The sequence below is a fragment of the Actinoallomurus sp. NPDC052274 genome (assembly GCF_040679475.1).
Classification (GTDB): Bacteria; Actinomycetota; Actinomycetes; order Streptosporangiales; family Streptosporangiaceae; genus Actinoallomurus; species Actinoallomurus liliacearum.
Genome location: NZ_JBFAUT010000076.1, coordinates 1 through 19,312 on the forward strand (window position 1 = coordinate 1; position 19,312 = coordinate 19,312).

The 19,312-nt window shown below is 69.9% G+C and carries 24 protein-coding genes; 7 read left to right on the plus strand and 17 right to left on the minus strand.

What is annotated here, in order from left to right:
• From AB0K82_RS39270 to AB0K82_RS39285, 4 genes are all read left to right on the plus strand, one after another.
• On the plus strand, positions 1-881 hold an 881-nt coding region (locus AB0K82_RS39270; protein WP_364407216.1), incomplete at its 5' end, for an ABC transporter permease.
• The gene (locus AB0K82_RS39275) at positions 878-1,789 is read left to right on the plus strand and encodes an ABC transporter ATP-binding protein (RefSeq protein ID WP_364407218.1); all 912 of its coding nucleotides are present in this window, start codon (positions 878-880) and stop codon (positions 1,787-1,789) included. The genes AB0K82_RS39270 and AB0K82_RS39275, both read left to right, overlap by 4 nt.
• A 1-nt stretch (position 1,790) precedes the next feature.
• Positions 1,791-2,507, plus strand: coding sequence for an ABC transporter permease (locus AB0K82_RS39280; protein WP_364407221.1), 717 nt, complete (start codon positions 1,791-1,793; stop codon positions 2,505-2,507).
• 82 nt (positions 2,508-2,589) lie between these two features.
• Positions 2,590-2,823 carry a hypothetical protein gene (locus tag AB0K82_RS39285; RefSeq protein ID WP_364407223.1) on the plus strand — a complete coding sequence of 78 codons (234 nt, stop codon included), beginning with the start codon at positions 2,590-2,592 and terminating at the stop codon, positions 2,821-2,823.
• 13 nt (positions 2,824-2,836) lie between these two features.
• On the opposite strand, the gene AB0K82_RS39290 is transcribed toward AB0K82_RS39285, so the two are convergent.
• From AB0K82_RS39290 to rplM, 4 genes are all read right to left on the minus strand, one after another.
• Positions 2,837-3,043: a dodecin family protein gene (locus tag AB0K82_RS39290; RefSeq protein WP_364407226.1), complete on the minus strand. Its 207-nt coding sequence runs from the start codon at positions 3,041-3,043 to the stop codon at positions 2,837-2,839.
• 136 nt (positions 3,044-3,179) lie between these two features.
• Positions 3,180-4,520: a phosphoglucosamine mutase gene (glmM, locus tag AB0K82_RS39295; protein WP_364407229.1), complete on the minus strand. Its 1,341-nt coding sequence runs from the start codon at positions 4,518-4,520 to the stop codon at positions 3,180-3,182.
• A gap of 169 nt (positions 4,521-4,689) precedes the next feature.
• The gene (gene rpsI / locus AB0K82_RS39300; RefSeq protein WP_364407232.1) at positions 4,690-5,196 is read right to left on the minus strand and encodes a 30S ribosomal protein S9; all 507 of its coding nucleotides are present in this window, start codon (positions 5,194-5,196) and stop codon (positions 4,690-4,692) included.
• A gap of 33 nt (positions 5,197-5,229) precedes the next feature.
• Positions 5,230-5,673 carry a 50S ribosomal protein L13 gene (gene rplM / locus AB0K82_RS39305; protein WP_252808899.1) on the minus strand — a complete coding sequence of 148 codons (444 nt, stop codon included), beginning with the start codon at positions 5,671-5,673 and terminating at the stop codon, positions 5,230-5,232.
• Positions 5,674-6,018: 345 nt separating this feature from the next.
• Between rplM and AB0K82_RS39310 the strand changes: the two genes are divergently transcribed.
• The 3 genes from AB0K82_RS39310 to AB0K82_RS39320 all read left to right on the plus strand — a co-directional run bounded on the left by AB0K82_RS39310 (position 6,019) and on the right by AB0K82_RS39320 (position 9,610).
• Positions 6,019-6,702 (plus strand): CAP domain-containing protein, encoded by a 684-nt coding sequence (locus AB0K82_RS39310; RefSeq protein ID WP_364407236.1) that lies wholly within the window; start codon positions 6,019-6,021, stop codon positions 6,700-6,702.
• Positions 6,703-6,740: 38 nt separating this feature from the next.
• A complete protein-coding gene (locus AB0K82_RS39315; protein ID WP_364407239.1) occupies positions 6,741-7,913 on the plus strand; it encodes a hypothetical protein in 1,173 nt (390 codons plus the stop codon).
• A 665-nt stretch (positions 7,914-8,578) separates the two neighbouring features.
• On the plus strand, positions 8,579-9,610 hold the full coding sequence (locus AB0K82_RS39320; protein WP_364407242.1) for a hypothetical protein: 1,032 nt from the start codon (positions 8,579-8,581) through the stop codon (positions 9,608-9,610).
• A 302-nt stretch (positions 9,611-9,912) separates the two neighbouring features.
• Here AB0K82_RS39320 and truA read toward each other — a convergent pair whose 3' ends face one another.
• The 13 genes from truA to rplO all read right to left on the minus strand — a co-directional run bounded on the left by truA (position 9,913) and on the right by rplO (position 19,312).
• Positions 9,913-10,764 (minus strand): tRNA pseudouridine(38-40) synthase TruA, encoded by an 852-nt coding sequence (gene truA / locus AB0K82_RS39325; protein WP_364407244.1) that lies wholly within the window; start codon positions 10,762-10,764, stop codon positions 9,913-9,915.
• A 353-nt stretch (positions 10,765-11,117) separates the two neighbouring features.
• The gene (gene rplQ / locus AB0K82_RS39330) at positions 11,118-11,642 is read right to left on the minus strand and encodes a 50S ribosomal protein L17 (protein ID WP_345352793.1); all 525 of its coding nucleotides are present in this window, start codon (positions 11,640-11,642) and stop codon (positions 11,118-11,120) included.
• Between the two features lie 123 nt (positions 11,643-11,765).
• On the minus strand, positions 11,766-12,779 hold the full coding sequence (locus AB0K82_RS39335; protein WP_252840846.1) for a DNA-directed RNA polymerase subunit alpha: 1,014 nt from the start codon (positions 12,777-12,779) through the stop codon (positions 11,766-11,768).
• A 94-nt stretch (positions 12,780-12,873) separates the two neighbouring features.
• Positions 12,874-13,503 (minus strand): 30S ribosomal protein S4, encoded by a 630-nt coding sequence (rpsD, locus tag AB0K82_RS39340; protein ID WP_364407248.1) that lies wholly within the window; start codon positions 13,501-13,503, stop codon positions 12,874-12,876.
• Between the two features lie 17 nt (positions 13,504-13,520).
• Positions 13,521-13,922, minus strand: a complete 402-nt coding sequence (gene rpsK / locus AB0K82_RS39345) for a 30S ribosomal protein S11 (protein WP_252780568.1) — start codon at positions 13,920-13,922, stop codon at positions 13,521-13,523.
• Positions 13,923-13,983: 61 nt separating this feature from the next.
• Entirely contained in the window at positions 13,984-14,364 is a 381-nt protein-coding gene (rpsM, locus tag AB0K82_RS39350; RefSeq protein ID WP_345352782.1) for a 30S ribosomal protein S13, read from the minus strand.
• Positions 14,365-14,531: 167 nt separating this feature from the next.
• Positions 14,532-14,645 carry a 50S ribosomal protein L36 gene (rpmJ, locus tag AB0K82_RS39355; RefSeq protein WP_252780562.1) on the minus strand — a complete coding sequence of 38 codons (114 nt, stop codon included), beginning with the start codon at positions 14,643-14,645 and terminating at the stop codon, positions 14,532-14,534.
• A 106-nt stretch (positions 14,646-14,751) separates the two neighbouring features.
• Positions 14,752-14,973 (minus strand): translation initiation factor IF-1, encoded by a 222-nt coding sequence (gene infA / locus AB0K82_RS39360; protein ID WP_067912209.1) that lies wholly within the window; start codon positions 14,971-14,973, stop codon positions 14,752-14,754.
• Positions 14,974-15,185: 212 nt separating this feature from the next.
• Positions 15,186-15,623 carry a DUF1707 domain-containing protein gene (locus AB0K82_RS39365; protein WP_364407253.1) on the minus strand — a complete coding sequence of 146 codons (438 nt, stop codon included), beginning with the start codon at positions 15,621-15,623 and terminating at the stop codon, positions 15,186-15,188.
• A 260-nt stretch (positions 15,624-15,883) separates the two neighbouring features.
• Complete coding sequence (map, locus tag AB0K82_RS39370) at positions 15,884-16,684, minus strand: type I methionyl aminopeptidase (protein ID WP_364407256.1); 801 nt, start codon at positions 16,682-16,684, stop codon at positions 15,884-15,886.
• Positions 16,685-16,747: 63 nt separating this feature from the next.
• Positions 16,748-17,401, minus strand: coding sequence for an adenylate kinase (locus tag AB0K82_RS39375; protein WP_345352761.1), 654 nt, complete (start codon positions 17,399-17,401; stop codon positions 16,748-16,750).
• Positions 17,401-18,702, minus strand: coding sequence for a preprotein translocase subunit SecY (secY, locus tag AB0K82_RS39380; RefSeq protein ID WP_364407258.1), 1,302 nt, complete (start codon positions 18,700-18,702; stop codon positions 17,401-17,403). The genes AB0K82_RS39375 and secY overlap by 1 nt, the downstream gene beginning before the upstream one ends.
• 157 nt (positions 18,703-18,859) lie before the next feature.
• Positions 18,860-19,312 carry a 50S ribosomal protein L15 gene (gene rplO, locus AB0K82_RS39385; protein WP_345352758.1) on the minus strand — a complete coding sequence of 151 codons (453 nt, stop codon included), beginning with the start codon at positions 19,310-19,312 and terminating at the stop codon, positions 18,860-18,862.

Below are 19,312 nucleotides of genomic sequence, written 5' to 3' on the forward strand. Positions count from 1 at the left end.
TCATCCACGACATCGGATACCGGCACTACGACGGCAAGCGCCTCGGCCGGGCGTACGCCGTTCGGTCCCTCTTCGTCCACAACCTGCGCGCGGCGTACGGCCTGGGCCGGCCGGTCAAGGCGAAGATCATGCCGTTCCTGCTGTTCGCGATCATGCTGCTGCCCGCGGCGATCAGCGTGGCGATCACGGCGATCGCCGCCCAGCTCGCGGGCGGGCGGAGCATCGACCTCATCCGCTACTCCGCCTACGCCACCTACCTGCAGCCGCTGATCGCCATCTTCCTGGCGGCGCAGGCCCCGGTGCTCGCCTCCCGCGACCTGCGGTTCCACGTGACGCCGCTGTACTTCTCCCGGCCGCTGAGCCGCCTCGACTACGTGCTGGCCAAGTACGGCGCGTTCGCGACCGCGCTGTTCATCCTGCTGGCGACGCCGGTGACGATCCTGTTCATCGGCGCGCTCGTCACGAAGCAGCCGCACCTCGGCACGCACACCGCGCACTGGCTGGCCGCCCTCGCCGGGTGTCTGATCTACGCCCTGGTGCTCGCCGGCCTCGGCCTGGTCGTGGCCGCGTTCACGCCCCGCCGCGGGTTCGGCGTCACCGCGGTCATGGCGGTCTACCTGCTCAGCACCACGGCGGTCGCCGCCATCCAGGGCATCGCCGAGAACCAGACGCAGTTCGGGGTCGCCCAGTGGGCGGGCCTGTTCGCCCCGTTCAACCTCGTCGACGGCGTGCAGGTCTGGGCGCTGCGCGCGAAGCAGTCCGCGCCCGAACCACCGCCCCCGGGCCTCGGCGGGCCGGTCTTCACCCTGGTGTGCGCCGCCCTCATCGTCGGCTCCGCCGCGATCCTGTACCTGCGTTTCCGGAAGGCGGGCGCCAAGTGAGCCGGCTCGAGATCCGGGACGTGTCCCGGTGGTACGGCAACGTCGTCGCCGTCAACGGCGTCAGCATGACGATCGGCCCCGGCGTCACCGGGCTGCTCGGGCCGAACGGCGCGGGCAAGTCCACCCTGATCCACATGATGGGCGGCTTCCTCGCCCCCTCCAGCGGACAGGTCACCATCGACGGGCAGCGCATCTGGAAGAACCCGTCGGTGTACCGGCAGATCGGGCTGGTGCCCGAGCGGGAGACCGCGTACGACTTCCTCACCGGCCGCCAGTTCGTCCGCGCGATGGCCAAGCTGCACCGCCTGCCGAACCCCGAGGCCGCCGCCGAACGCGCCCTCGCCATGGTGGAGATGGTCGACCCGGCCGACCGGGTCATCGGCAACTACTCCAAGGGCATGAAGCAGCGGGTCAAGATGGCCTCCGCGCTGGTCCACGATCCGCCCGTGCTGCTGCTCGACGAGCCGTTCAACGGGATGGACCCGCGCCAGCGGCTGCAGTTGATGGACCTGATCCGGAAGATGGCCGCCGAGGGCCGTACGGTGCTGTTCAGCTCGCACATCCTGGAGGAGGTCGAGCGGCTCGCGCACCACATCGAGGTCGTGGTCGCCGGGCGGCACGCCGCCTCCGGCGACTTCCGCGCCATCCGGCGGCTGATGACCGACCGGCCGCACATGTTCGTGGTCCGGTCCAGCGACGACCGGCGCCTGGCCGCCGCGCTCATCGCCGACCCGTCGACGCGCGGGGTCGAACTGACCTCCGGCGGCCTGGAGGTCGAGGCCGTCGACTTCCGGCGGTTCTCCCTCGTGCTGCCGCAGGTGGCCCGGCAGGCGGACATCCGGCTGTGGGAGGTCGCCCCCGCCGACGAATCCCTCGAGAGCGTCTTCTCCTACCTGGTGGCGTCCTGAGATGAACACTGTCATCGCTTCCATCACGTTCCGCGCCATGCTGAGCAGGCGGCGGATCCTGCTGCTGTTCCTCCTGCCCGCCTTGCTGCTCGCGCTCAGCATCGGCCTGCGGGTCAGCGGGCACGCCGACCTGGACAACGCCACGATGCTGCTCACGCAGTTCGGGCTCGGGGCGCTGCTGCCGCTGCTCGCGCTGCTCGCGGGCACCGGCGTGATCGGGCCGGAGATCGACGACGGCCAGATCATGTACATCATGACCAAGCCGATCGCGCGTCCGGTGATCTCCACGACGAAGTACGTGGTCGCGGTCGTCCTCGTGGTCGCCTTCGGCGTCGTGCCGATGTTCGTCGCGGGCGTCATCATGACCGGGCTGACCGCCGGCCTGGCGACCGGGTTCGCGATCGGCGCGCTGGTCGCCGGCGTCGCCTACTGCGCGCTCTTCCTGGCCATCGCGGTGCTCAGCCGGTTCGCGGTGACGATCGGCCTGATCTACGCCCTGGTCTGGGAGAACCTCATCGCCCGGTACGCCTCGGGCGCCAAGACCCTGTCGATCCGCCAGTGGGGCATCAGCGTCACCGACATGGTGACCAACGCGACCGCCGTCAAGGCGGGCGTCGGCTCGTCCACGGCGGTGCCCCTGCTGATCGTCGTCACCGTCCTCGGCGTCGCCTACGCGGGCTGGAAGCTTCGCACCCTCTCCATCACCGGCACCGACTGACGGCCGGGAGCAGACCACCGGACGGGCCGGATAGACCATGGTCGCTTCCGCGGGTGACGACGCGGCCGACACGCTGGATGGCATGAAGGATCCGAAGGCGTACGACCTGCTGTCGTTCGTGGTGTGCTGGCTCGGTCTCCACCAGGGGCTGTACCCGTTCGGCGCCAAGCTCTTCGGCTGGGGGCCGCGGCTGGCCCTGCCCCTGCGTCTGCCCGGCCCGTTCTGGTGGATCGCGTCCGCGCTCGTCGTCGGCGCGGCGGTCTTCCTGCTGGACCGGATCGACAGGGCCAAGAAGCGCCGCCATCCCGCGTCCTGACCCGTACGGGGTCCTACTCGAGAACGAACGTGACCAGCATGTTCACCTTGTAACCGCTGATGTCGCCGTTCTCGGAGAGCTGGACCTCCATCTCCTTGATCCAGGCGGACTTGAGCTTGCGCAGGGTCTCCGCGGCCCGGCTGATGCCGACCTTCACGGCGTCCTCGAAACTCGACTCCGAGATCGCGCTGATCTCGGTGACACGCGCCACTGATGTCATGAGTAATCGACCTTCGTCTCGTGGTGACCGCCGCTCGGCGGCGCAGCCGTCGTGATCGACGTACCCGTGACATCACGGAGAGTACCGACCGGCAGCGTAAAGCGATGACGATGGTCGAAGGACCGGCGGTCCCCGCTCAGAGGGCGGTGCGGACGGCCTCGGCGAGACGCTCGGCGACGACGCGGGCCTGGTCCTCGGCCTGCGCCTCGACCATGACGCGCACCATGGGCTCGGTGCCGCTCGGGCGGATGAGCACCCGGCCGCCGTCTCCCAGCTCGGCCTCGGCTGCCTGGACGGCGGCGGCCAGTTCGGGAGAGGTCTTGGCCTTGGACTTGTCGACGCCCTTGACGTTGATCAGCACCTGCGGGAGCCGCGTCATGACCTTCGCCAGCTCGTCGAGGGGGCGACGGCGGTGGGCGATGGTGGACAGCAGGTGCAGCCCGGTGAGCACGCCGTCTCCGGTGGTGGCGTGGTCGAGCATGATGACGTGGCCGGACTGCTCGCCGCCGAAGGCGTACCCGCCGGCCTTCATCGCCTCCAGGACGTAGCGGTCGCCGACCGCCGTCTCGACGACGCCCAGACCCTGGTCACGCATCGCGAGCTTGAAGCCGAGGTTGGACATGACGGTGGCGACGACCGTGTCGCCGGGCAGCTTCCCGGTGTCGCGCAGCTCCAGGGCCAGGATCGCCATGATCTGGTCGCCGTCGATGGCCTCGCCGGAGGCAGTCACCGCGAGGCAGCGGTCGGCGTCGCCGTCGTGCGCGATGCCGGCGTCCGCGGCGTTCTCCACCACGGCGCGCTGCAGGCGCTCCAGATGGGTCGAGCCGTACCCGTCGTTGATGTTGAGGCCGTCCGGCGAGGCGCCGATGGCGATCACGGTCGCGCCGGCGCGACGCAGGGCCTCCGGGGAGACGCCCGAGGCGGCGCCGTGCGCGCAGTCGACGACGACCTTCACGCCGTCCAGCGAGCCGGGCAGCGTCGACAGCAGGTGCGCGATGTAGCTCTCGACCTCGCCGTGCGCGTCGCGGACCCGCCCGACGCCGGGCCCGGTCGGGCCGGCCCAGTCCTGGCCGAGGTGGGCCTCGACCTGGTCCTCGATCTCGTCGGCGAGCTTGTGCCCGCCCCGGCCGAAGAACTTGATGCCGTTGTCGGGGGCGGGGTTGTGCGACGCGGAGAGCATGACGCCCAGGTCCGCGCCGAGCGACTGGGTGAGGTACGCCACGGCGGGCGTCGGCAGCACGCCGAGCCGGAGGACGTCGACCCCGGCCGAGGCGAGCCCGGCCACGACCGCGGCCTCCAGGAACTCACCGGACGCGCGCGGGTCCCGGCCGACCACCGCGACGGGGCGGTGCCCCTCGAACGCGCCGACCTCGCCGAGGACGCGGGCCGCCGCGACCGACAGGTCGAGCGCCAGGGACGCCGTCAGGTCGCGATTCGCGACTCCACGTACGCCGTCGGTCCCGAACAGACGCGCCACCACAACACCCCACCATCGAACGCACGGACCGGTCACATCCGGGTACGCCCGCCAGGACGCGACCGCTGAAAAAGCGATCAGCGGTCTCGCCGGATGGCGAGACCGCCGAGGTCCTGTCCACGAGCCGCGACCGCCACCAGGGCGGAACCGGGCCGGTGGACAGGCGCGATCAACGCTTGCTGTACTGCGGAGCCTTACGGGCCTTCTTGAGACCGTACTTCTTCCGCTCCTTGGCCCGCGCGTCACGGGTGAGGAAGCCGGCCTTCTTCAGCGGCGGACGGTTGTCGGGGTCGACCAGCTGCAGGGCGCGCGCGATGCCGAGGCGCAGCGCACCGGCCTGGCCGGTCACGCCGCCGCCGCCCACGCGGGCGATGACGTCGAACTGGTCCTCGAGGCCCAGGGTCACGAACGGCTCGTTCACGACCTGCTGGTGGACCTTGTTGGGGAAGTACGTGTCCAGGGAGCGACCGTTGATCGTCCACTTCCCGGAACCCGGGACGATGCGGACGCGCGCGATGGCCTCCTTGCGACGGCCGGTGCCGGCGGCCGGGCCGGTCAGCACCGGGCGCGGAGCTTCGTCGACGACGACCTCCGGGGACTCGGTGGTGTAGTCCCCCACGTACTCTTCGAACTCGGCACCCTCAACGGGCGTCTCGACACCGGTGGGCTCGGCCACGGTACTCCTCAGGATCTCTTTCGATGCCGCGCGTTACTGCGCGATCTGCTTGATGTCGTAGGGCACCGGCTGCTGGGCCTGGTGCGGGTGGTCGGGGCCGGCGTAGACCTTCACCTTGCTGAACATCTTGCGGCCCAGCGTGTTCTTCGGAAGCATGCCCTTGATCGCCTTTTCCACGGCACGCTCGGGGTTCTTCTTCATCAGGTCCGAGTAGGCGACGGACCGCAGACCACCCGGGTAACCGGAGTGGCGGTAGGCCTTCTTCTGCTCGAGCTTCTTGCCCGACAGCGCCACCTTGTCGGCGTTGATGATGATGACGAAGTCACCCGTGTCGAGGTGCGGGGCGTAGATCGGCTTGTGCTTACCCCGAAGCAGCGTTGCGACCTGGCTGGCCAGCCGACCCAGCACGACATCGGTCGCGTCGATGACGTGCCACTGACGCTGGACGTCAGCAGGCTTAGGGGTGTAGGTGCGCACGGTCGTAAGCCTTCGTTTCGTGTCTGACAGAGACTGGGTCCGCCGGACGGCCTAGTGCCGCCGCAGGCCCGGTGGGTCGAGCGACCCGATCACGGGCACGCTGACGCACACAACGAACTAGCAGAATACCGGCCCACACGCCAGCGGGCAAAGCGAGCGGCGCGGACCGTCCTCCGTCGTCACGAGGCGACGATCGTACGGCTGTCCTCTTGGACACCCTATACCGGGAAGTATCGGAGAACACCGGACTTGACCGGCTTCGTGGGCCTATAGTGCTGGTCCTCCGCTGCCCCCCGGGAGGATCCCCTGTCCGCGAAGCGCGTCAAACGCCGCGTCCAGGCATTCGTGCTGCTGGCGATCGCGGTCTTCGTCTCCGGCGGCATCGCCGCCCGGTCGCTCTGGAGTGCCGCGCAGCAGCACTCCCCTTCGCCGGCCACCACGCCGGCGCGTGACGTCGCCGTCTTCCCCAGCCCCGAGGGATCGGCCGTCCGCCCCTCCGCCGACCCGAGCCCGTCGTCGGCCCGCCCGGCGAAGGCGTCCCACCGGTCCAAGAGTCCGACGCCGAAGCGGAAGACGCCCAAGCACAGCGCCACCCCCAGCGCCACCCGGTCCACGGCCACCGCCACGCCGTCGAAGAGCACGAGCAAGGAGGCGGCGGCGGAGAGCGCCGTGGTGCGCCTCACGAACGAGCAGCGAGCCGCCCACGGCTGCTCGGCCCTGAGCGTCGACACCCGGCTGCGGACCGCCGCCCGGGCGCACTCGGCGGACATGCGTGACCGGAATTACTTCGACCACAATTCGCCGGACGGACGGACCCCCTGGGACCGCATCAAGGCGGCCGGCTACGCGGACCCCGGCGCGGAGAACATCGCCAAGGGCTACGCGACCGCGCAGGCCGTCGTACAAGGCTGGATGAACAGTCCCGGCCATCGGGCGAACATTCTGAACTGCGGCTTGAAAGCCATCGGAGTCGGCGTCGCTTATGGGTCGGGCGGCCCGTGGTGGACGCAGGACTTCGGCTTTAAGTAACCACCTGAACACGCAAATGAGCAGGTAGGGTCGCGGTCATGGCTTTTCCGGGTGATAAACAGCAACCCGGCGGCTGGGTACCCCCGCAGCCGCCGCAGTCGCCGTACGGCCCGGCCGAGGATGAGGCCTCCCGCGGCGGTTCACTCTTCGAACGCCCGTACGGCTCCGGCACGCCCCAGGACGAGGACGCCGCCGGTTCGTACGGCGGCCCGAACTCCTACGCGGGCTCCTCGTACGGCGCCGAGCAGCCGGGCGGCTACGGGTCGGAGACCCGATCCTTCGGCCAGGACGCCGGCGGTTACGGCGCCGGACCGGGCGGTCCCGCGGAGGGCCCGTACGGCGGCGCGGGCGGGTTCGACGCTCCAGACGGCTACGGTGCCCCGGGCGGACCCGGAGGGCCGGGGCGGTACGGCGAGGTGCCGGGCGCCTACGGCCAGGACCCCGCCGCGGACGCGCCCGGCGACGAGCGGTCGGGCGGCAAGAAGAAGCCTCTGATCATCGGTGCCGCGGTCGCCGCGGGCGTCGTCGTCATCGGCGGCGGAGCGGCGTTCGCGCTGTCCTCGGGCGGCGGCGGCCCCGAGCCGAAGCCGACGGCGGCGTCCAAGCCCGCCGCCGCGCCCCCGCAGACCCCGACCGCGACCCCCACCCCCACGCCGACCGAGACCGGGAAGGGCGAGCAGCTCGCCTCCCGGGCCACGGACCCGAAGCCGCTCACCCTCGCCGAGGTCTTCAAGAACAAGAAGTTCAAGGCCGGTGGTCGCACCTACGTGCTGACCACGCGACGCTCGGACCCCAAGTGCGCGAGCGCCGTGAACGGCACCACGTTCCGCAAGGCCCTCGTGAAGGCGGGGTGCACCCAGGTGCTGCGCGCGACGTACAGCAACGGCAAGTTCATCGGCACCATCGGCGTGGTCAACCTCAAGACGGCGACCACGGCCAAGTACGCGCAGAAGGCGTCCCGCCCGAAGGACGCGTACATCCTGCCGCTGCCGGGCGCCGGGAGCACCAGCAAGATCGGTAAGGGGCTGTCGCTCACGACCGCCGACCCCGACGGCCACTACCTCATCATGAGCTGGGTGCAGTACCCGACCGGCAAGAAGATCACCCAGAGTGACTACGCGAGTGTGACCGCATTCGTGCAGAATGCGACAGTCGGTAGCAATCTGCGACCAGCCCTGAACTACCGGTCAATGGTCGGCAAACCCGCATAAAGGACGCCGTTCCGCTAATACCCTAGTGACCCATGTCTGGCCGTGACGAGACTTTTGTACCGTCCGTAACGGAAGGGTCGGAGCCTCCCCCGACGCCGGCGACGCCCGGCCGTCGTACACCGGCTGATCCCCTCGTCACCTCCCAGCCCGCCGATGCGCCGCCGGGCGCCCCGGCCCGTTCCGGACCGCCCCCGACGCCTGACGCCGAGGAGAGCATGACCCCGCCACCCCCGCGTCCCGGATCTCCCGCGCCCGACGCGGAGAACCGGGAGACGGCCCCGCCGCAGCGACCGGCGGCCGCGACGCCCTCGGACCTCCGTTCCGACCCGCCGACCGGCCCCCGCTCGGCGGGCACGTCCGCACACCGCCCAACGGACGCCTCCGAGCACCGCCACCCCCTTCCGCCCCCGGCGGCCGGTCCCACCCCGGGCGCCCCGCCTCCCTCGGCACCGGCATACGGCCCGGCCACGGACGTTCCGGGCGCCCCGTACGGTCCCGCCGGCGGCCCGGCCTCGCCTGATCCGAACGCGAACGCGACGGTGTGGCTGGGGACGACGCACCGTCCGGCCGAGGCCTCCGCCGGACCCGCAGGGTCCCCAGGACCCGCCTCGGCGGCCTCATCGGGCCTGGTCGACGACGCGGCCCCGGGTGCCGCCGAGAGGACCGTGACGGACGTCCTGGAGCCCGGGACGGGTGCCGCGCTGACCGTCGTGGCACGACGCGCGGGCGAGCCGCCGCTCTCCGCGGCGGAGAGCACCACGCCCCCGCTCACCCCCGACGCCATCCTCCCGCCGGGCACGATCCCCGAGGCGCCCCCGGAGCCGGAGCCCGAGCCCGAGATGGACGCCACCCGGCCCACTCCCCAGATCGGCTCGGGCGAAGCCGGTCCGCCCTCCGACGGGCCCGGCGGCCCGCGCGGTCCCGGCGGACGCCGGCGTGGCGCCGCGGGCGCGGCCGGAGCACGTGGCGCGCTGCTCATCGGCGCCGGCGCGCTCGCCGCGCTCGTGCTCGGCGGCGGTGGCGTCATCGCCTACACCACGGTGTCCGACGACGCGCCGAAGGAGCACGCGGCGTCCGCTCCCCCGACCCACGCCCAGCAGCCGCCCACGCCCAGCCCGGCGGCTCCGACGCCCACCCACACGTCGGCCAAGCCGAAGCCCAAACCCAAGCCGACGCCCATCGACATCAGGGACGAGAAGAAGGATCCCAAGCCGCTCAGCGTCACCGAGGTCTTCCCCGATCCCCAGCTCAAGATCGCCGGGCACACGTTCGTCCTGATGAAGACCGTCCAGAACGACCACTGCAACCTGACCGCCAACGGGCCCTTCAGCGTGGAGCTGACCCGTCAGCACTGCCGCAGCGTCGTGCGGGCGACCTTCGTCTCCGACGACAAGAAGCTGGCGGTGACGACCGGAATCGCGGCGATGCCCACCGACGCCGCCGCGGCCGCCGCGATGAAGGCGCAGGACGCCCCGCACTACAAGTGGTTCCGCGGGATGAAGGCCACCGACGCTCCCAAGATCGACCAGGGCGGCGGCTTCCCGGTGAGCATTCAGCGCGGCCGGTACATCATCTACGCGTACGCGATGTTCGCCGACGCCCACAAGCCGAAGCCGGACGACACGACGCTCAAGGACGTCGCGTTCGGCTTCCGCACGGACACCGGCAAGGCCATCGAGGTCCGCGCGAAGAGCTGACCCGCAGACGACGCGCCCCGTCCCATGCCGGGCTCGGGGCGCGCTCGCCGTGCCTGGCTCGGACACGCGCCGTCGCGCTCCCGTCGACGCCCACGCCGAGCTTCGACACGCCGTCGCGTCCCTGCCGACGCCCACGCCGAGCTTCGACACGCCGTCGCGTTCCTACCGACGCCCACGCCGAGCTTCGACACGCCGTCGCGTTCCTACCGACGCCCACGCCGAGCTTCGACGCGCCGTCGCGTTCCCGTCGACGATCGCGCTCCCCCACGCCGGCGCGCGTCGGGCGCCGCTCCGGGGCCGGGTCAACCGGCCTGGCGCTCTTCCGGGGCGGTCGCGCCGAGGACCCGGACCCGGCGGGTCTCCTGGGCCCGGCTGGCCAGCAGCCCGGCCTCCGGGTACGTGACCTCCTCCAGCGTCAGGCCGTGCGGCGGGAGGACCTGCACCGCCGAGTCGCGGACACCGGCGGAGAGGACCTCGGCCGGCCACTCGACCGGACGGCGGCGGTCGCCGACCGACAGCAGCGCGCCCACGATGGCGCGCACCATGGAGTGGCAGAAGGCGTCGGCCACGACCGTGGCGACGGCGACGTCGGCCGACTCGCGCTCCCAGTCGTAGCGCAGCAGCCTCCGGATCGTCGTCGCGCCCTCGCGCCTGCGGCAGTACGCCGCGAAGTCGTTCTCGCCGAGCAGCAGCGCGGTGGCGGCGTTCATCCGGTCCAGATCGAGGGGCCGAGGATGCCACAGCACCTCATGGCGGCGCAGCGGGTCGACGCCCACCGGGTTGTCGCAGACACGGTAGGCGTAGCGGCGTGACAGGGCGGAGAACCGCGCGTCGAAGCCGTCGGGCGCCTGTTCGATCCGCCAGATCCGTACGTCCGGTGGCAGCACACCGGCCATCCGGCGCGGCAGCGTGCCGCCCACCTGGGAGTAGGCCGCCACGGGGAGGACGACGTGCGCGACCTGGCCGCGCGCGTGCACCCCGGCGTCCGTACGGCCCGCGACCGTGAGGACCGGCGGCGGGTCCAGCCGCAGCACCCGGCCCAGGGCGTCCTCGATGACACCCTGGACGGTTCGCCGCCCCGGCTGCCGCGCCCAGCCGGCGAACCCCGCTCCGTCGTAGGCGAGGTCGAACCGGAGTCGTACCAGAGCGGTCATCGGGCTCGCGGCGCGTCGGTCTCGGCCTTCGGACCGAACGCGGAACGCCGCCTCCCCCCTTCTGTTACCGTGTGCGCGTCGGTGACGGCGCGGCGGAGTCGCGTCCGGGCGCACCCCGCGGGCACGCCGAGCCCCTCGGTCGTCGAACGGGGCCGCAGACGGCGAACCACCGGCTTCTCCTTCATAGACGGATGGACGCCCCTTGAGGGGTGGACGTCGCCGAACGGATCGACGGCTCCCGCCTCCCGGCCGAGCAGATCCGGCACCGGCGGCCGAGCGCGTCGAACACAAGTCTTTCAAACAACGAGCCCGCCGTCCCGTAGGGAGCGGCGGGCTGCGTCGTAAACGTTGCGCTACTTCTTCTCGTCGGCCTCGGTGTCGTCCGCCGTGGCCTCCGCGGCCGGGGCCTCGGCCGCCGGCTCCTCGGTCGCCGCTGCCGGGGTCTCCTCGGTCTCCTCGGCGGCGGGCGCCGGGGCCTCCGCGGCCGGAGCGGTCGTACGGGTCGTCACCGCGGACGGCGCGGCCTCCTCGACCAGCTCGATCAGCGCCATGGGGGCGTTGTCGCCCTTGCGCGGGCCGAGCTTGGTGATCCGGGTGTAGCCGCCCGGGCGGTTCTCGAACCGCGGGCCGATCTCGGTGAAGAGCGTGTGGACGACGCCCTTGTCCCGCACGACGGTGAGGACCTGGCGCCGCGCGGCGAGGTCACCGCGCTTGGCCTTGGTGATCAACTTCTCCGCCAGCGGGCGCAGCCGCCGGGCCTTGGCCTCGGTCGTCGTGATGCGGCCGTGCTCGAACAGCGCCGTGGCGAGGTTCGCCAGGATGATGCGCTGGTGCGACGGGCTGCCGCCGAGACGAGGGCCCTTGGTGGGCGTGGGCATGAACTTCTCCTTGTTTCAACCCGCACCGGCCGTACGAGGTACCGGTGTCGGTCCGGCGAGGCCGTACGGCCCCGCCGAGTGTCGGTGACGACGGGCGGCCCCTGGGGCCGCCCGGTCAACTGATCAGTACTGCTCGGTCTCGGCGTAGCTCTGGTCCTCGTCGCCGTAGGCGTCCGCCGCCGCCGTCGGGTCGAACCCGGGCGGGGAGTCCTTCAGCGTGAGGCCCATGTCGTTGAGCTTCTGCTTGACCTCTTCGATCGACTTGGCGCCGAAGTTGCGGATGTCGAGCAGGTCCTGCTCGCTGCGGGCCACGAGCTCACCCACGGTGTGGATGCCCTCGCGCTTGAGGCAGTTGTAGGACCGGACCGTGAGGTTGAGCTCCTCGATCGGCAGCGCCAGGTCCGCCGCGAGCGCGGCGTCCGTCGGAGACGGGCCCATGTCGATGCCCTCGGCCTCGACGTTGAGCTCCCGGGCCAGGCCGAACAGCTCGACCAGGGTCTTTCCGGCGCTCGCCACCGCGTCGCGCGGCAGCATCGCGGGCTTGGTCTCGACGTCCACGATCAGCCGGTCGAAGTCGGTGCGCTGCTCGACACGCGTCGCCTCGACCTTGTAGGTGACCTTCAGGACCGGGGAGTAGATCGAGTCGATCGGAACCCGGCCGATCTCCTGGCCCGGCTGCTTGTTCTGGGCGGCGGAGACGTAACCCCGGCCACGCTCGACGGTGAGCTCCATCTCCAGCTTCGCCTTGTTGTTCAGCGTGGCGATGTGGAGCTCGGGGTTGTGCACCTCGACACCGGCCGGCGGCGCGATGTCGGCGGCGGTGACCTCACCGGGGCCCTGCTTGCGGAGGTACATCACGACCGGCTCGTCGTGCTCGGAGGAGACGACGAGCTCCTTGAGGTTCAGGATGATGTCGGTGACATCCTCCTTGACGCCCGGGATCGTGGAGAACTCGTGCAGCACGCCCTCGATCCGGATGCTCGTGACAGCGGCACCCGGGATGGAGGACAGGAGTGTACGGCGGAGCGAGTTGCCGATGGTGTAGCCGAAGCCCGGCTCCAGCGGTTCGATCGTGAACCGCGACCGGAACTCGTCGACCTGCTCTTCGGTGAGAGTCGGTCGCTGGGCGATGAGCATTTCTTACTTCCTTCCCGCGGCGCCCGCTATATGACTGCCGCGATCTCGCACTGCGGGGCGCACGCCATGAGACGTGCGCCCGCACGAGTGGACGTCAGCGCTTGGCGTACCACTCGACGATGAGCTGCTCCTGGACCGGCGCGTCGATGTGCTGCCGGACCGGGAGGGAGTGCACGAGGATGCGCATGCGGTCGGGGACGACCTCGATCCACGCCGGGACCCGGCTGTCGCCGGCCTCGGCGCGCGCCACCACGAAGGGGGTGTCCTCGAGGGACTTCTGGCGCACCTCGATGATGTCGCGCTCGCTGACGCGGTACGACGGGATGTCGACCTTCTTGCCGTTGACCAGGAAGTGGCCGTGCTTGACCAGCTGCCGGGCCATGTCGCGGCTCTTGGCGAAGCCCGCGCGGTAGACGACGTTGTCGAGGCGGCGCTCGAGCAGGCTCAGCAGGTTGTCACCCGTCTTGCCCGTCCGGCGGTTCGCCTCCTTGTAGTAGTTGACGAACTGGGCCTCGAGGACGCCGTAGATGCGACGGGCCTTCTGCTTCTCCCGGAGCTGGAGCATGTGCTCGCTCTCCTTGGGACGGCCGCGACCGTGCTCACCCGGCGGGTACGGGCGGATCTCGATCGGGCACTTCGGGCCCTCGCACTTGCTGCCCTTGAGGTACAGCTTCATCTTCTCGCGGCGGCACAGCTTGCAGTCGGCGCCGGTGTATCGAGCCATCTCTCTTCTTCCCTAACTCAGACGCGGCGACGCTTCGGCGGGCGGCAGCCGTTGTGCGGCACCGGGGTGACGTCCTGGATGGAACCGACCTCGAGGCCGGTCGCCTGCAGCGACCGGATCGCGGTCTCGCGGCCCGAGCCCGGACCCTTCACGAAGACGTCGACCTTGCGCATGCCGTGCTCCATGGCACGGCGGGCGGCGGCCTCGGCCGCCATCTGAGCGGCGAACGGCGTCGACTTACGCGAGCCCTTGAAGCCCACGTGGCCGGCGCTGGCCCAGGAGATCACGGCACCCACGGGGTCCGTGATCGTGACGATCGTGTTGTTGAACGTGCTCTTGATGTGGGCGTGCCCGTGAGCGACGTTCTTCTTTTCCTTCCGGCGCACCTTCTTGGCGCCGGCGCGGCTCTTTGGCGGCATCTGCTCTCAAATCTCCTGGAGGTCGTCGATCCGTCGGCCCCGGGCGAGGGGCCGAGGACTACTACTTCTTGCCGGCCTTCTTCTTGCCGGCGACGGTCTTCTTCTTGCCCTTGCGCGTACGCGCGTTGGTCTGCGTCCGCTGACCGTGCACCGGCAGGCCGCGGCGGTGCCGGATGCCCTGGTAGCAGCCGATCTCGATCTTGCGACGGATGTCGGCCTGGATCTCGCGGCGCAGGTCGCCCTCGATCCGGTAGTTGGCCTCGATCCAGTCACGGAGCTGGATCAGCTCGTCGTCACCGAGCTCGTGGACCCGACGGTCACCGTTGATGCCGGTTTCCTTCAGGGTCTCGAGGGCGCGGGTACGGCCGATGCCGAAGATGTAGGTGAGAGCGACCTCGAGGCGCTTGTCGCGCGGGAGGTCGACGCCGAGGAGGCGTGCCATCTCGGGCAGTTCCCTTCTGTTTCACGGAGGTCTGCGCCCCGCACCCCCACCCCTGCCCGGGTGGGGCCCCGGCCTCCGACCGGGGGTTGCTCCTCAGGGGAGCCGCGGAACGTCGGAATATGCGCGACCGCGCCAGGTCACCCGTGGCGCGGCTGCTGTCAGAGTTGTCAGCCCTGACGCTGCTTGTGGCGCGGGTCATCGCAGATGACCATGACCCGGCCGTGCCGCCGGATGATGCGGCACTTGCTGCAGATCTTCTTGACGCTCGGCTTGACCTTCACTGGGTCTCCTCGTGCAGGGTCACCCCCGCGCTGCCGAGCCGCAGGCGAGCACGCCGAAACGGCTCACCAACCGACTATACGCGGGGAAGGCAACCCCAGTGGGTGGTTACTTGTATCGGTAGACGATCCGACCGCGCGTGAGGTCGTAGGGGCTCAGCTCCACGACGACGCGGTCATCGGGCAGGATCCGGATGTAGTGCATCCGCATCTTGCCACTGATGTGGGCGAGCACCTTGTGCCCGTTGTCGAGCTCCACCCGGAACATGGCGTTCGGAAGTGACTCGACGACGGTGCCCTCGATTTCGATGGCCCCTTCTTTTTTGGGCATGTCCTCCGCGCTTCGCTGATCGGTTCGTCAGGAGAACGGCCTCCGCGAGAGACTGACTCGCCGCAATGACATGCGGGCATGAGCCAACACGGGACCGACAAAAGAGTGTACGTCACGCAGCACGAAAACCGAAATCGGCATCCGGGCTCGTGTCGCGGGAGCCACACTCCGCCCCACACAACACCGCGGCGACGGCGTTTCTTCCCGCCGCGCTAGCGGCGCTCTTCCCCTCGTCCGAAGAACTGCCCGGCCAGCATCAACGCGCCCCACGGGCCGGCCACCCAGATCCACCACGGGTACCAGGCGCCCGCCGTCACGGCGGTGAGCAACCAGACCACGAAGCAGATGAGGTTGACCGACGCGTACGTCGCCCAGCCCGCCCGCATCCCCGTCCGCTGGAGACCGCCCCCGGGACGGCGGGCGGGCGTCGACTGCCGATACGCCGGCACCGGCAGTTCGTACATGTCCTCTTCGGGGAGGTCGCTGGTCACCTTCTGCAGATCACCCAGCGTTCGCGCGCGGTAGGCGACGTCGAGGCGCTCGTTGAGCTCGTCGACGGCGATGCGTCCCTGAGCACAGTGCTCCCGCAGCGCCGCCGCGACCCGATCACGATCGGCGTCGGAGGCGCGGATCTCGGGATTGAGCGCCATGGTCGATCCTCTCCCTCAGGAGCCCCCGGGTTCCTTAATCCAGAGATTACGCCGCGCCCTGCCCCTTTCCACAGTCGCGGTGATCACAGGCCGAGCGTCGGCTCTGTGCCGGGACCTCTCCTCGTCCCGGCGACCAGCACTCGGGGCAATCGGCTCGCGACCGGCGACCGCCCGCCAGGGCGGTCAGGCGTCCCTGAGGGCGGACGCCACCGTCCAGCGCGCTCAGGCGTCCTTGAGGCGGGCGCCGCCGTCCAGCGCGCTCAGGCGTCCTTGAGGCGGGCGCCGCCGTCGAGTGCGGTGAGCACCCACGGTCCGTCCTCGGTGACGGCGAAGGTGTGCTCGAAGTGCGCCGAGCGCCGGCCGTCGCCGGTGATGACGGTCCAGTCGTCGTCGAGCAGCAGGGTCTCGGCCGTGCCCAGGTTGACCATCGGCTCGACCGCGAAGCACATGCCCGGCACCAGTACCGGCCCGCGGCCCGGCAGCCCGTAGTTCGGCACGGCCGGGTCCATGTGCATCTCCGTGCCGATGCCGTGGCCGACGTACTCCTCGACGATGCCGTAGTCGCCCTGGCCGCGGACGTACGTCTCGACGGCGTGCCCGATGTCACTGAGCCGGCCGCCGGCCAGCCCGGCCGCCAGGCCGCGCCACATCGACTCCTCGCAGACCTCCAGGAGCCTGTGCTCCTCCGGGGTGATCTCGCCGACCGGCACCGTCACGGCCGAGTCGCCGTGCCAGCCGTCGACGATCGCGCCGCAGTCGATCGAGATGACGTCGCCCTCGGCGAGGACCTTCGACGGGCTGGGGATACCGTGCACGATCTCCTCGTTGACCGAGGTGCAGATGCAGGCCGGGAACCCCTGGTAGCCCTTGAACGATGGTGTCGCGCCCGCGGAGCGGATCGACTCCTCCGCGATCGCGTCCAGGTCCGCCGTCGTGATGCCGGGCTTGACCGCCTCGGTGAGCCGCTGGAGGGTGCGACCGACGACCAGGCCGGCCTCCCGCATCACGTCCAGCTCGCCACGCGACTTGATCTGAATGGCCGGCTTACGCTTCTTCCACACTCTCCGCTCCGCAGGTAGATCCGGACGCGCCCGGAGGAATCCGGCCGCGCCTCACCACCGTGGTCAGTCGGTGAAGGGACGAAGCGCGGCGAGCGCCCGCTCGGTGACCTCTTCGACGGGCCCTGTCGCGTCGATACCGACCAGGATGCCCTCATCGGCGTAGAACGACGCGAGGGGTGCGGTCTGTTCCTGGTAGACCTCCAGGCGGTGCCTGATGGTCTCCTCGCGGTCGTCGTCACGCTGGAACAGCTCGCCGCCGCAGACGTCGCAGACGCCCTCCTTGGACGGCGGGTCGAAGACCACGTGCCAGATCTTCCCGCACTTACGGCAGGTACGGCGCCCCGAGAGCCGCCGGACGACCTCGTCGTCGTCGACCACGAGCTCGAGCACGAGGTCGAGCCGCAGATCCATTTCGGCGAGGATCTTCTTGAGCGTCTCCGCCTGCGGAACGTTCCGCGGGAAGCCGTCGAGCAGGAAGCCCTCCTGGGCGTCGTCCTCGGCCAGCCGGTCGCGCACCATCGCGATCGTCACCTCGTCGGGGACGAGGTCGCCACGGTCCATGTACTCCTTGGCCTTACGGCCGAGGGGCGTGTTGCCGCTCACGTTGGCGCGGAAGATGTCACCTGTCGAAATCTTCGGGACCGACAGATGGGATGAGATGAACTGGGCCTGAGTCCCCTTGCCCGCTCCCGGGGGGCCCACGAGCACGATTCGCACTACCGCAGGAAGCCCTCGTAGTTACGCTGCTGGAGTTGGCTCTCGATCTGCTTCACCGTGTCCAGCCCGACGCCGACCATGATCAGAATGCTGGTGCCGCCGAACGGGAAGTTCTGGCTCGCACCGATGATGCCGAACGCCACCATCGGGACCAGCGCGATGAGTCCGAGGTACAGCGCACCGGGAGCGGTGATCCGCGTGAGCACGTAGTCGAGGTACTCGGCGGTCGGCCGCCCCGGGCGAATACCCGGGATGAACCCACCGTACTTCTTCATGTTGTCCGCGACCTCGGTCGGGTTGAACGTGATTGCCACGTAGAAGTAGGTGAAGAAGATGATCAGCAGGAAGTACAGGGCCATGTAGATCGGGTGATCGCCCTTGACCAGGTACTTGTTGATGAACGTCGCCACCGGGTTCGAGCTGTGCCACATCTGGACGATCAGCTGTGGGAGATACAGCAGCGACGAGGCGAAGATGACCGGGATGACGCCGGCCTGGTTCACCTTGAGCGGGATGTAGGTCGAGGTGCCGCCGTACATCCGGCGGCCGACCATCCGCTTGGCGTACTGCACCGGGATGCGGCGCTGTGCCTGCTCGACGAAGACCACGCCGGCGACGATCGCGATGCCCACGAGGAGCACGATCGCGAAGACGAAGCCGCCCTTGGTCTTGTAGATGTTCCAGAACTCGGACGGGAAGACCGCGACGACCTGGGTGAAGATCAGGATCGACATGCCGTTGCCGACACCCCGGTCGGTGATCAGCTCACCGAGCCACATGATCACCGATGTGCCCGCGGTGATGACGATGACCATCGTGACGATGGTGAACCAGCCCTTGTTCCAGAGCAGGTCCTCGGTGCACCCCTGGAGCAGGTTGCCCGTGCTCGCCATCGCGACGATGCCGGTGCCCTGGAGGATCGCCAGGCCGATCGTCAGGTAGCGGGTGTACTGCGTGATCTTCGTCGTCCCCGCCTGGCCCTCCTTACGGAGCGCCTCCAGGCGAGGGATCACCACGGTGAGCAACTGAAGGATGATGCTCGCGGTGATATAGGGCATGATGCCCAGTGCGAAGATCGATAGCTTCAGCAGCGCTCCGCCACTGAACAGGTTGACCAGGCCATAGACATTGGCGTTGGCCCCCTTGCTCACGACGTCCACGCATCGGTGCACGGCGCCGGTGTTCACGCCCGGTGCCGGCAGCTGAGAGCCCAGCCGGAACACCGCGATGATGAACAGCGTGAAGAGAAGCTTCTTGCGCAGGTCGGGTGTTCGAAACGCCCGAGTGAACGCGGTCAGCACCATTCCTCCTGCGCGGTTTCCGGCCGGCGGCCGCTCACGGCCCTCGGTCGATCCTCAAGTTGCGGCGACAGTATCGCCGGTCGAACTCTAACAGCCCTTGCGGGGATTGCCGCCCCCGCCACCGCAAGGCGGGGGCGAATCCCGCAAGGGCTTTGACTCACAGCTCTTCCGCAGTGCCTCCGGCACCTGTGATCTTCTCCTTCGCGGAACCGGAGAAGGCATGTGCCTTGACCTGAACCGTTACGGAGATGTCACCAGTGCCGAGGACCTTGACCAGGCGGCCGGCGCGCACGGCGCCCTTCTCCGCGAGGCTCTCCGGCGTGACCTCGCCGCCCTCGGGGAAGAGCTCGGCGATCTTGGCCACGTTGACGACCTGGTACTCGACCCGGAACGGGTTCTTGAAACCTTTCAGCTTCGGAACCCGGCGGATCAGCGGCATCTGGCCGCCCTCGAAGCCGGCCGGCACGGTGTTGCGGGCCTTGGTGCCCTTGGTGCCGCGCCCGGCGGTCTTGCCCTTGGACGCCTCGCCGCGGCCCTTGCGGACCTTGGACTTGTGGGCGCCCGGCGCGGGCCGCAGGTGGTGCGGCCGCAGCGGAGTCTCTGCACCCAT

Bases quoted from the DNA above. Each gene is read 5' to 3' on its own strand.
- AB0K82_RS39280 (WP_364407221.1), top strand. From the start codon at position 1,791: ATGAACACTGTCATCGCTTCCATCACGTTCCGCGCCATGCTGAGCAGG.
- AB0K82_RS39285 (WP_364407223.1), top strand. From the start codon at position 2,590: ATGAAGGATCCGAAGGCGTACGACCTGCTGTCGTTCGTGGTGTGCTGG.
- AB0K82_RS39290 (WP_364407226.1), bottom strand. From the start codon at position 3,043: ATGACATCAGTGGCGCGTGTCACCGAGATCAGCGCGATCTCGGAGTCG.
- AB0K82_RS39315 (WP_364407239.1), top strand. From the start codon at position 6,741: ATGGCTTTTCCGGGTGATAAACAGCAACCCGGCGGCTGGGTACCCCCG.
- truA (WP_364407244.1), bottom strand. From the start codon at position 10,764: ATGACCGCTCTGGTACGACTCCGGTTCGACCTCGCCTACGACGGAGCG.
- rplQ (WP_345352793.1), bottom strand. From the start codon at position 11,642: ATGCCCACGCCCACCAAGGGCCCTCGTCTCGGCGGCAGCCCGTCGCAC.
- AB0K82_RS39335 (WP_252840846.1), bottom strand. From the start codon at position 12,779: ATGCTCATCGCCCAGCGACCGACTCTCACCGAAGAGCAGGTCGACGAG.
- rpsD (WP_364407248.1), bottom strand. From the start codon at position 13,503: ATGGCTCGATACACCGGCGCCGACTGCAAGCTGTGCCGCCGCGAGAAG.
- rpsK (WP_252780568.1), bottom strand. From the start codon at position 13,922: ATGCCGCCAAAGAGCCGCGCCGGCGCCAAGAAGGTGCGCCGGAAGGAA.
- rpsM (WP_345352782.1), bottom strand. From the start codon at position 14,364: ATGGCACGCCTCCTCGGCGTCGACCTCCCGCGCGACAAGCGCCTCGAG.
- infA (WP_067912209.1), bottom strand. From the start codon at position 14,973: ATGCCCAAAAAAGAAGGGGCCATCGAAATCGAGGGCACCGTCGTCGAG.
- AB0K82_RS39365 (WP_364407253.1), bottom strand. From the start codon at position 15,623: ATGGCGCTCAATCCCGAGATCCGCGCCTCCGACGCCGATCGTGATCGG.
- rplO (WP_345352758.1), bottom strand. From the start codon at position 19,312: ATGGGTGCAGAGACTCCGCTGCGGCCGCACCACCTGCGGCCCGCGCCG.